We start from the raw sequence: 11,120 nt of genomic DNA, 5'->3' as shown, positions 1-11,120 counted from the left end.
CCGCCGCCGGCCGTTGCCGCTCCCCCACCGCAGGACGGCGTCCGCGGACGCCGCGCAGTGCCATTTCCCCATGGATCGAAAGGACGACGCGGAATGAAGCGCCTCGTTGCACTCTCGCTGCCTGCGGTGGCGGCGGTCACGCTCGCCGCATGCGGCAGCGGCTCGTCGGAGGACACGACCTCGACGCCCGCCGGCACGCCCGCCGAGACGACCTCAGGCGGCAGCGCCAGAACGGGCGGCTCGCTGACCGTCGGCGCAGCCTCCGGGATCCCCCAGCTGAACCCGGTCCTGAAGGGCACCGCCTGGGAGGAGGCGCTCTTCCCGCTGCTGTGGGACGGGCTCTCCAGACTCGGCCCCGACGGCACCGTCGAGCCCGACCTGGCGACGAGATGGACGCCCTCGGCCGACAACAAGACGTGGACGTTCAGCCTCCGCGACGACGTCAGATTCAGCAACGGCAAGGCGCTGACCGCCAACGACGTCGTGGCGACGCTGAAGTACTACCAGGACCCCGACACGGCGACGCAGCTGAAGACCGCGCTGGAGCCGATCAAGAGCGTCACCGCCAGCGGCGGCGACGTCGTCTTCAGACTCAGCAGACCGAACACGCTGCTGCCGGAGGTGCTCGTCCCGGTCAAGATCGTCGACACCGACTCGCTCAGAACGATCGACAGAGAGCCGGCCGTCACCGGTCCCTTCACGGTCGCCGAGTTCGTCCCCGGCGACCACGTCTACCTCAGAAGAAACCCCGACTACTGGGGCGACCCGGCGTCGCTGGACGAGATCAGACTGGTGAAGGCGGCCGACTCGACCGCCGCCGTCACCTCGCTGCGCTCGGGCGACCTCGACGCGCTCTGGTCGGTCCCCTCCTCCGACATCCCGCAGCTCAGAAACGAGCCGTCGATCTCGATCGTCGAGCCCGAGGTCACCGGCGTCTACGTCTCCTGGGAGATGGACCTCAGCTCGCCGCCGTTCGACGACGTGCGCGCCCGCCAGGCGCTCGCGTACGCGACCGACCGCGAGGCGATCTTCAAGGCCGCCTACTACAACCAGGGCCTGGTCGCGCCGACCAACACGCCGCTGGCCGACAACAGCCCCTGGTTCGCGCAGGGGATGACCGACTACAGCTACGACGTCGACAAGGCGAGAGCGCTGTTCGCCGAGGCCGGCGTGAGAGAGCTGACCTGGTGGGGCGTCGCCGGCCAGTACCCGGAGTGGAACACCTCCGGCCAGATCCTCCAGCAGAGCCTCAAGAAGGCCGGTGTCGACCTCAAGATCGAGAACAGAGAGCTGTCCAGCTGGCCGGCGAAGTTCTACCCGGCCGGCAGAAGATTCCCGGGCCTGGTCGTGCCGAACTTCCAGAGCTTCGCGCCCGACCCGTACTTCCAGCTCAGCTTCCTGCTGAGAGGCCGCTGCGAGTGCAACTGGGACAGCAGCGAGTTCACCGACCTGTTCGACGAGGCGGTCGCGACGCCTGATAGAGACGCCCGCAAGGCGGTCTGGGACAGAGCGCAGCAGCTGATCAACAGAGAGGTCCCGATCATCGTGCCGGTCCAGACGACGGTCGCGACCGCGACGCAGAAGGACGTCACCGGCGTGTGGGTCGAGGGCGGCGGCCTGCCGCACTTCGAGTCGGCCGGTCTCGCGGAGTGACGTGAGCCGCTACGTGATCATCCGGGTGGCGACGAGCCTGCTGTTGCTCGTCGCCACGTCGGTCATCGTCTTCGCGGTCCTGCGTGCGCTCCCGGGCGACCCGGTGATCACGCGGCTCGGTTCGACGCAGGGCGTCTCGCAGGAGACGATCGACCGTCTGCGCGAGCAGCTCGGCCTCGACCGCTCGGTCGTCGCGCAGTACTTCGACTGGGTCGGCGGCCTGCTGCACGGCGACTTCGGCAGCTCCTACTTCAGCCAGTTCTCGGTCTCGGCGCTGGTCGGGCAGCGGATCGGCACGACGCTGGAGCTGACGATCGCCTCCGTCGCCCTGGCGGTCGCTTTGGCAGTCCCGACCGCCGTGGTCGCCGCGCTGCGGCCCGGCGGCTGGGTCGACCGGCTGGTGTCGGCGGTCTCGTCGCTGGGGATGGCCTTCCCGCCGTTCGTGGCGGCGATCTTCCTGCTGATCGTCTTCAGCGTCCAGCTCGGCTGGCTGCCGGCGCGCGGCTGGGTGCCGCTCGACGAGGACGTCGGCGAGAACCTGCGCCACCTCGTGCTGCCGTCGGCCGCGCTGGCGGCGGTCGCCTCGCCGCTGATCGTGCGCTACCTGCGCGCCGAGCTGATCGAGGCGCTGAAGCAGCCGTACGTGCGCACGGCCGAGGGCAAGGGCGCGACGCGCGGCCGCGTCGTGCTGCACCACGCGCTGCGCAACGCGCTGCTGCCGGCGCTGACCTCGGTCGGCCTGATCTTCGGCTACACGCTCGGCGGCGCGGTGCTGGTCGAGTACGTCTTCGGCCTGCCGGGGCTCGGCTCGCTCGCGGTCGAGTCCGCGTTGAGACGCGACTACGCGGTGCTGCAGACGGTGACGCTGCTGCTGTGCGCGGGCTTCATCCTGACGACGCTCGTCGTCGACCTCGCCTCGCGCTGGCTCGACCCGCGGCTGCGGACGGTGAGCGCCGATGGCTGAGCTGCCCGTTCCCGCCGTCACGGCGCGCGAGCGCCTGCGCCGCCTTCCCCGCCCCTCGCTGCTGGCCGTCAGCGCCGGGATCCTGCTGCTGCTCGTGGTGCTCGTGCTGGCCGCCCCGCTGGTCGCCCGCTACGACCCCAACGAGCAGGACCCGGCGATCGCCTTCGCGGGCTCGAGCTGGGCGCACTGGTTCGGCACCGACGACCTCGGCCGCGACCTCTTCGCGCGCGTCCTCTACGGCGGCCGCCTGACGCTGCTGATCGCCGGCGGCGCCGTCGTCGTCGCGTTCCTGCTCGGCACCGCCTGGGGCTTCCTCGCGGCGCTGCGGCGGGGGATCGTCGACGAGCTGCTGATGCGCAGCGCCGACGCGCTGATGGCGATCCCGCAGCTGCTGTTCGCGCTCGTCTGCATCTCCGCCTTCGGCGCCTCGACGCTCAACCTCGCGCTCGTGATCGGCGTGCTGCTGGCGCCGACGACCGCCCGCATGGCGCGCACCGTCGCGCTGCAGGAGATGAACCGCGACTACTACGCCGCGGCGGTCGCCTACGGCGCGCGCCGCCGGCGGCTGCTGCTGGCCGAGCTGCTGCCGAACACGGTCTCGCTGCTGGCCGTGCAGGCGGCGATCAACGCCGCTAGCGCGATGATCCTGGAGGCGAGCCTCAGCTTCGTCGGGCTCGGCATCCAGCCGCCCGACGCCTCCTGGGGCACGCTGCTGAAGGAGGGCTACCAGTTCCTCTACCAGCGCTGGGAGTACGCGATCTTCCCGGCGCTGGCGATCCTGCTGACGATCTGGATGCTCAACGTCGTCGCCGACCAGCTCGGCGCCCGCTCGAATCGAGGCCGCGCATGACGCCTGCCCTCACCGTCGAAGGCCTCACCGTCGTCGCCGACGGCCGTCGCGGCAGCGCGGTGGAGATCGTCCGCGACGTCTCGTTCACCGTCGCGAGGGGCGCCCGCATGGGCCTCGTCGGCGAGTCCGGCTCCGGCAAGACGATGACGGCGATGGCCGTGATGGGGCTGCTGCGGCGGCCGCTGCGCGTCAGCGGCGGCAGCGTCCTGCTCGGCGACACCGACCTGCGGGCGCTGCGCGGGCGCGCGCTGGCGCGGGTCCGCGGCGGCCGCGTGGCGATGATCTACCAGGATCCGATGCAGTCGCTCAACCCGCTCCACCGCGTCGGCGAGCAGATCGCGGAGGCGATCCGGCTGCACGCCGAGGTCGGCCGCCGCGAGGCGATGGCGAGAGCGGTCGAGCTGCTGACCGACGTCGGCATCGACGACCCGGCCGTGAAGGCCCGCGCCTACCCGCACGAGCTGTCGGGCGGGATGCGGCAGCGCGTGATGATCGCGATGGCGCTCGCCGCCGACCCCGAGCTGCTGCTGTGCGACGAGCCGACGACCGCGCTCGACGTCACGACGCAGCGGCGGATCGTCGAGCTGCTGGTGCGGATCTCGCGCGAGCGCGGCGTCGCGATGGTGATGATCACGCACGACCTCGGCGTCGCCGCCGGCTTCTGCGACGAGATCGCGGTTATGTACGCCGGCCGGCTGGTCGAGCAGGCGCCGGTGCGGGAGCTGTACGCCGCCCCGCGCCATCCCTACACCGAGGCGCTGCTCGGCGCCGCCTGCGACCTGACGCTGCCGCTGGAGCGGCCGATCCCGACGATCGCCGGCCAGCCGCCCCTGCCGGGCAGGCTCGCCGGCGGCTGCTCCTTCCATCCCCGCTGCCCCTACGCGCAGGAGGTCTGCACGCTGGAGCGGCCGCTGCTGGCGGCGCCGGACGCGGCGGCGCCCGCGCGCGTCGCCTGCCACTTCGCGCTGACCCGAGAGAAGGTCCGTCATGGCTGACGCCCCGCTGCTCGAAGTCCGCTCGCTCGTGAAGCAGTTCGGCGGCAGACGCGTCGTCGACGACGTCTCCTTCACGCTCGCGCGCGGCGAGACGCTCGGGCTCGTCGGCGAGTCCGGCTCCGGCAAGTCGACGACCGCCCGCTGCGTGCTGCGGATGCTGGAGGCCGACGGCGGCTCGGTCCTGTTCGACGGCGAGGACGTGCTCGCGCTCAGACGCGAGCCGCTGCGCAGGCTGCGCCGCCGCATGCAGGTCGTCTTCCAGGATCCGCACGGCTCGCTCAACCGCCGCAGCAGCGTCGAGCAGATCCTGACGGCGCCGCTGGCCGCGCACGGCCTCGGCGACCGCGCCGCGCGCGCCGCCCGCGTCGCGGAGCTGCTGGAGCTGGTCGGCCTCGGCGGCGGCTACGCGCAGCGGCGGCCGCGCGAGCTGTCGGGCGGGCAGGCGCAGCGCGTCGCGATCGCCCGCGCGCTGGCGCTGGAGCCCGAGTTCGTCGTGCTCGACGAGGCCGTCTCGGCGCTCGACGTGAGCGTCCGCGCGCAGGTGCTCAACCTGCTGACGCAGCTGCAGCGGGAGCTGGGCCTGACCTACCTCTTCATCTCCCACGACCTTGCGATCGTGCGCTACATGGCGCACCAGGTCGCAGTGATGCGCCACGGCAGAGTCGTCGAGGCGCAGCCGCGCACGAGGCTGTTCGAGCAGCCGCGGCACGAGTACACGCGCAGCCTGATGGATGCGATCCCGGTCGCGGATCCGGACCTCGAACAGGCCCGCATCCTGGCCGCGCGCGAGTAGCACCGCAGTTCACACAATCGAATCGGGGCAGCCCGCTCATCCGAGCGGGTCGCTCCACCCACCCAGGAGGCCGCAGTGATCTCACGATCCGCAGTGCCGTATCGACGCCTGGCCGTCTTCGCCTGTGCGTCCCTCGTATCCCTGTGGTGCAGCACCGGCGCCGCCTCGGCGCTCGACGTCAGCGTCCGCGACGTCGCCTACGGCGCCAGAGGCGACGGCGTCACCAACGACCGCGGCGCGATCCAGGGCGCGATCGACGCGGTCAACAGAGCCGGCGGCGGCACCGTCACCGTCCCGGGCACGTACACCTACCTGACCGGCAATCTGATCCTGAAGTCCAACGTGACGCTGAACATCGCCAGCGGCGCGACGATCAAGCAGAGCCAGAACCCGTCCGACTACGCCAACACGCCGACGAGAGGCCGGGTGATCCCCGGCAGCAGAATCGCCTTCATCACCTACCTCGACCAGAACTATCCGCTGATCTACTCCGGCAGCACGACCAACACGGCGATCACCGGCAGCGGCACGGTCCTGCTCACCACCAACGGGAGCGACGACAACTCGGTCCTCGTGCACGGGATCGGCACGCACCTCGCCAACGGCTTCAGCGTCAGAGGGATCACGATCTCCGGCGCGTCGGCGTACAACGTGACGCTGCGCAACAGCGACAACATCGAGATCTCCGGCATCAGAACGGTCTCGCCGAGCTCGCTCAATTCAGACGGCATCAGCATCATGAACAGCGGCAACGTCTCCGTCCACGACAACGACCTGACGACCCTCGACGACGGCATCTACGTCTGGGCCAGCTACGCCGACCCGCGCAGAAGCGCCTGGTGGAACTCCGACACGCCGCGCACCTCGCACGACATCGAGGTCTACAGAAACGTCGTCAACAACCTCGCGACCAACGGCTCGCACGGCTTCCTCTTCATCAACTGGACCGGCGCCGCGCCGGACGCCTCCAGAGTCGAGATCTCCAGAGTCAACGTCCACGACAACTCGTTCAGCGCGACCTACGCGATCGGCGCGCTCAACACCGACATCTACAACGGCGGGCCGAAGACGCCGTCGAAGTGGCTGCGGTTCGCCAACAACAGACTCAGCACGACCGTGCCGGGCACGCCGCTCGCGCGCGGCCTCAACGAGATGGCGACGACCGACCTGTCGGCCGACAACGCGGTCTACAACTTCGGCGTCTCCAGCAACACGGAGGGGATCTACAACTCCAACTTCGACGGCCTCAACGCCTTCAGCACGCAGGTCGGCACGTCGTTCTGGTCGACCGAGGGCGGCGGCACGAGCGGCATCTCGGGCAGCAACCGCTACGGCGAGATCGCGGCCTTCGACAGAGGCTACGCCTCGATCACGCAGGGCGTCTACCTCGCCACCGGCACCTACACGTTCAGCGTCAACACGCAGAGCAGCGGGGCGTCGATCCGGCTGCTGGCCGTGCAGGCCTCGCCGCTGAGCATCGCCGCGAGCACGACGTTCACGAACACCGCCTGGACGACCAACTCGATCTCGTTCACCGTCACGACGGCGGGCAACTACCGCCTCGGGATCGACAACAGCGGCGCGGGCTCCAGCTCGACCGCCTATGGCCGCATCGACGACGCGAGACTGGTGAAGACCAGCTGAGCAGGGCGGCTCACGGCGCGAGCACGGCGATGCCGGATAGGCTGCTGGACGTGCTCGCGCCGGACCGCTTCCAACAGCTCGCGACCGCGATCGAGGAGGCCGTCGGCGCCACGATCGTCGGCCAGCGCGACGCCGTCCGCGGCGTGCTGCTGTGCCTGCTGACCGGCGGCCACGCGCTGCTGGAGGGCGTCCCCGGCCTCGGCAAGACGACGATGGCGAGGGCCTTCTCGCGTGCGATCGCGCTCGAGCACCGCCGCGTCCAGTTCACGCCCGACCTGATGCCGGCCGACATCACCGGCGCGATGGTGCTGACGCAGGACGGCTCCGCCGGCTCGGCGGAGCTGCGCTTCCAGCCGGGGCCGCTGTTCGCCAACCTCGTCGTCGCCGACGAGATCAACCGCGCCGCCCCGCGCACCCAGAGCGCGCTGCTGGAGGCGATGCAGGAGCGGACGGTCACGATCGGCACGACGACGCACGCGCTGCCGCAGCCGTTCACGGTGCTGGCGACGCAGAACCCGGTCGAGATGCGCGGCACCTACCCGCTGCCGGAGGCCGAGCTGGACCGCTTCCTGCTGAAGCTCGGCTTCGCGTTCCCCGACGAGGCGGAGCTGACCGAGACCGTGCTGCGCACGACCGGCGGCCTCGTCTCGGAGGGCGCCGAGGTGCCGCAGGTGACCGACGCCGAGACGCTGCGCGAGATGGTCGCGCTGGGGCGCTCGGTGCCGGCGGCCACGCATGTGGTCGGCTACGCCTCGCGACTCGTGCTCGCGCTGCAGCCGCAGCGCGACGACGCGACCGAGCTGGCGCGCCGCTGGCTCCAGCTCGGCCCCTCCCCGCGCGGCGCGCAGGCGCTGACGCTCGCCGGCAGGGTGACCGCGCTGCTGGCCGGCCGCGCCAACCTCGCCTATGAGGACGTCCGCGCCGTCGCCCTGCCCGCGCTGCGCCACCGGCTCGTGCTCAGCTTCGAGGCCGAGCGCGAGGGGATCACGCCCGAGGCGATCGTCGCCGACGCGCTCGAGCGAATCCCACCAGAGCGATGACCCCGCTGGCTGCCTGTCGCCGCGCCGCCCCGCGATGACGCCGCCGGCCGCCGCCCCTCCCCTGCTGGACGGCGCGACGCTGCGCCAGCTCCAGCGGCTGCGCCTGCGCGACCTCGACGCGATCGTGCGCGGGGTGCTCGGCGACGCGGCCGCCGGGATCGCCAGCGGCGGCCGCGGGCTGGAGTTCGCCGACTACCGCGCCTACGCCCCCGGCGACGACCTGCGGCGGATCGACTGGAACGTCTACGCGCGCCTGCGGCAGCCGTTCGTGCGCACCTCGCCGGCCGAGCGCGAGCTGGGCCTCGCGCTGCTGCTCGACGGCAGCCGCTCGCTCGGCGACCCGGGCGCCCCGGCCCGCCGCCACGCCGAGCGGCTCGCCGCGCTGCTCGGCGCGGTCGCGCTGCTGCGCGGCGCGACCGTCCAGCTGACCGTCGTCGCCGACGGCGGCGCGATCAACGGCGAGCCGCTCTCGGGCGAGCAGCAGCTGCCGGCCCTGCTCGACCAGCTCGAACGGCTCCCGCGCGGCCGCGAGACCTCCCTGGCGGCGGGCGTCCGCGCCCGCCGCCCGCTCGCCGCCGGCGCCGAGGTCGCCGCGCTGATCACCGACGCGCTCGTCCCCGCACCCGAGCTGAACGCCGCCCTCGACGCGCTCCGCGGCGTGCGCGCGGCGACGCTGCTGCACGTCACGGAGACGGCTCCCCTCGCAGCGTCGGACGACGCCCCCGCGGACGCCCCGAGCGGCCCCGTCGAGCTGGTCGACCGCGAGTCCGGCGCGACCCTCTCGCTCGACCTCACGCCGCAGGCGCTCGCCGCCCACGCGCGCGCCGTCGACGAGCACGCGCGGCAGGTCGCCGAGCGCTGCCGCGCGCACGGCGTCGGCTGCGTGCGGCTGCCGGCCGACGGCGACGCCTTCGACCAGCTCGCCGTGCTCGCCGACGCGCAAGAGCTGCTCGCGCGTGCCCGCTGAGCGACCGCCGGCCGGCGCCGCCAGCCCGCCCGCACCGCCCCCCGGCGACCGGCCCGCGCGCCGCAACGGACGTGAGAGGATCGGCCGATGCTGAACGGGGTGACCGGGGATCTGCTGCCGTCAGCGGTCGCGGTCGCGCTCAGCCCGTTCCCGATCGTCGCGATCGTGCTCACGCTCGGGACGCCGCGAGCGCGCGTGACCGGCAGCGCCTTCGCGCTCGGCTGGATCGCCGGCCTCGCGCTGCTGAGCACGCTCGTCGTGCTGGTGCTCGGCAGCGGGGTCGACGCAGGCGTCGAGACGGGGATCGACTGGTTCGACGTCGTCGTCGGCGCGGGCTTCCTGCTGCTGGCGGCGCGCACGTGGGCGAAACGTCCGCGCGACGGCGAGCAGCCGCCGCGACCGGGCTGGATGGATTCGCTGGGGTCGCTGACCCCGCCACGCGCCCTCGTCACCGGCGCCGCGCTGTCAGGCGCCAACCCGAAGAACCTCGCGCTGACGATCGCCGTCTCCGCCTCGGTCTCGGAGGCGGCGCTCGACCCGCCGCAGACGGCGATCGCGCTCGTGCTCTACGTCTGCGTCGGCTCGTTCACCGTCGTCGGCCCGCTCGCGTCGCACCTGCTCGCGGGCGAGCGCGCGGCCGCACCGCTGGCAGCCGTCGAGCGCTTCATCTCCGCGCACAGCAGCGCGATCATGATCGTGATCCTGCTGCTGCTCGGCACGAAGCTGCTCGGCGACGGCCTCGGCGGGCTCTGACGCCCGCCGGAGGAGTCAGGAGCCGGGCGACGGCGTCGCCGCGGCGCAGACGTCGAGGCCGATCACGGCCGCGTAGGTGCCGGGCTCGGCGTTGGCGACTCTGCGCGCCGCGGCCGCGACCGCGCGTCTGTCGCCGGCGTCGGCGGCGCGCTCGAGCGCGACCAGCTCCGAGTTCGACGTTCTGAGCGCGTCGAGGAAGCGGGTGTAGGAGGTCTCGTCGGGCTGCGACGGCGTCAGCCGGGTCAGCTCGCCGTACAGTCTCGTGCCGATCGCGCTGACGCGCTGGGAGTAGTCGCCGAGGCCCTCGATCGAGTCGACGCTCGGGATTCTCGCGATGCTCGCCGAGGCGGTTCTGCAGGCCGCGTTGGCCTGCGTCACGAGCGCCTCGTGCGACAGCTTCTCGGTCTTGCCGCCGTCGTCGTCGCCACCGCCGCCGCAGCCGGCGACCGCGATCGCCGCGGCGACCGCGCCGAAACAGATCAGGGACTTCATCTGCCGCCTCTCTGGAACGTCAGGTCGACGCGGAAGTCGCCGTTGGTGAGCGTGCCGACGAGGCGGTCGCCGCCGACGAGCCGGGCGATGTATCTGCCGACGATCGCGCCCTGGTCGCTGCCGGCGCGCACGTTCGCGCTGCGCCACGGGCCGTCCCATCTGAAGTCCGTCAGGAACTCGGCGCGCGTCTGGCTCGGCGTGTGGATCGCGACCATGCCGCCCGGTCTCGGCGGATCCATCTTCGACGTCACCTCGAACAGCGTCATGTTGCCGCTGTCGGCGATCGTCGCGTCGTTGCCGATCGAGTTCGCGGCCCGCACGAGCGGCGCGTAGATCGAGGCGGCTCTGCCCGGGTCGACGTCGCTGGCGACCAGTCTCCAGCGGCCGTACAGCGCGGAGTCTCTTCTGCCGAGCCCGTCGTGTCTCAGCCTCAGCGGCACCGGATCGACCTGCTTGGCCTCCGGCAGCTCCGTCTGCAGGTCGCTCGCCGGCAGCCGGTCGAAGACGACCTGGTAGGTGCCGCCGCGCCAGGTCAGCTGGCCGTGCAGCTCGTCCTGCGCGTCCGGGACCGACACTCTCAGCGCGCCGATCGGCTCGAACGTCGCCTGCGCGATCACCGGCGCCGACAGCGTGTCGTTCGCGAAGCTGTACGGATACGTGATCGAGTGCGAGCTCTGCTGACGACCGTCGTCGTCGAAGCCGAAGATCCCGAGGCTGCCGATCAGGAACGGCTTTCTCGTGTCGGTGTACTCGATCTGCAGCTGGCCGCTGCCGATCTTCGCGCGGCGATCGATCTCACCGATCGCGTAACGGCCGGTGAACTGATCGCCGTCGCTGTGCGCGACGTCGACTCTCGGCTGCGGGAGACCGGTTCCGACTCCGGTCGTGGCGTGGGCCGCGGCGGTGAGGCCGGCGGCTGACGCGAGGCAGATGACCGCAATCGAGGCGATCGGCGTACGGCGTGACACG

11 protein-coding genes are annotated in these 11,120 nt (G+C 72.0%); 9 read left to right on the top strand and 2 right to left on the bottom strand.

Going from position 1 to position 11,120, the window contains the following annotated elements; translation table 11 throughout:
- Window positions 1-93: 93 nt before the first annotated feature.
- The 9 genes from Q7L73_RS00910 (at window position 94) to Q7L73_RS00870 (ending at window position 9,659) form a co-directional block, all read left to right on the top strand.
- Complete coding sequence (locus Q7L73_RS00910; RefSeq protein WP_304691202.1) at window positions 94-1,653, top strand: ABC transporter substrate-binding protein; 1,560 nt, start codon at window positions 94-96, stop codon at window positions 1,651-1,653.
- A 1-nt stretch (window position 1,654) separates the two neighbouring features.
- Entirely contained in the window at window positions 1,655-2,617 is a 963-nt protein-coding gene (locus Q7L73_RS00905; protein ID WP_304691201.1) for an ABC transporter permease, read from the top strand.
- Complete coding sequence (locus tag Q7L73_RS00900) at window positions 2,610-3,467, top strand: ABC transporter permease (protein ID WP_304691200.1); 858 nt, start codon at window positions 2,610-2,612, stop codon at window positions 3,465-3,467. The genes Q7L73_RS00905 and Q7L73_RS00900 overlap by 8 nt, the downstream gene beginning before the upstream one ends.
- On the top strand, window positions 3,464-4,462 hold the full coding sequence (locus tag Q7L73_RS00895) for an ABC transporter ATP-binding protein (protein WP_304691199.1): 999 nt from the start codon (window positions 3,464-3,466) through the stop codon (window positions 4,460-4,462). The genes Q7L73_RS00900 and Q7L73_RS00895 overlap by 4 nt, the downstream gene beginning before the upstream one ends.
- On the top strand, window positions 4,455-5,255 hold the full coding sequence (locus Q7L73_RS00890) for an ATP-binding cassette domain-containing protein (protein WP_304691198.1): 801 nt from the start codon (window positions 4,455-4,457) through the stop codon (window positions 5,253-5,255). Before Q7L73_RS00895 ends, Q7L73_RS00890 begins: the two co-directional genes overlap by 8 nt.
- A gap of 93 nt (window positions 5,256-5,348) precedes the next feature.
- Window positions 5,349-6,899 (top strand): glycosyl hydrolase family 28 protein, encoded by a 1,551-nt coding sequence (locus Q7L73_RS00885; RefSeq protein WP_304691197.1) that lies wholly within the window; start codon window positions 5,349-5,351, stop codon window positions 6,897-6,899.
- A gap of 29 nt (window positions 6,900-6,928) precedes the next feature.
- Window positions 6,929-7,939: a MoxR family ATPase gene (locus tag Q7L73_RS00880; protein ID WP_304715471.1), complete on the top strand. Its 1,011-nt coding sequence runs from the start codon at window positions 6,929-6,931 to the stop codon at window positions 7,937-7,939.
- 34 nt (window positions 7,940-7,973) lie between these two features.
- Window positions 7,974-8,906 (top strand): DUF58 domain-containing protein, encoded by a 933-nt coding sequence (locus Q7L73_RS00875; RefSeq protein WP_304691195.1) that lies wholly within the window; start codon window positions 7,974-7,976, stop codon window positions 8,904-8,906.
- A gap of 87 nt (window positions 8,907-8,993) precedes the next feature.
- Window positions 8,994-9,659, top strand: a complete 666-nt coding sequence (locus tag Q7L73_RS00870; protein WP_304691194.1) for a GAP family protein — start codon at window positions 8,994-8,996, stop codon at window positions 9,657-9,659.
- 15 nt (window positions 9,660-9,674) lie between these two features.
- Here Q7L73_RS00870 and Q7L73_RS00865 read toward each other — a convergent pair whose 3' ends face one another.
- Together Q7L73_RS00865 and Q7L73_RS00860 are read right to left on the bottom strand one after the other, a co-directional pair.
- Window positions 9,675-10,151 carry a hypothetical protein gene (locus Q7L73_RS00865; RefSeq protein WP_304691193.1) on the bottom strand — a complete coding sequence of 159 codons (477 nt, stop codon included), beginning with the start codon at window positions 10,149-10,151 and terminating at the stop codon, window positions 9,675-9,677.
- On the bottom strand, window positions 10,148-11,119 hold the full coding sequence (locus tag Q7L73_RS00860) for a hypothetical protein (RefSeq protein ID WP_304691192.1): 972 nt from the start codon (window positions 11,117-11,119) through the stop codon (window positions 10,148-10,150). The genes Q7L73_RS00865 and Q7L73_RS00860 overlap by 4 nt, the downstream gene beginning before the upstream one ends.
- Window position 11,120: the final 1 nt, after the last annotated feature.

Origin of the sequence: Conexibacter sp. CPCC 205762 (assembly GCF_030646155.1) — a bacterium.
GTDB lineage: Bacteria > Actinomycetota > Thermoleophilia > Solirubrobacterales > Solirubrobacteraceae > Conexibacter.
The sequence above is the reverse complement of the archived record's forward strand: the minus strand, read 5'-3'. Positions and strand labels throughout refer to the sequence as shown.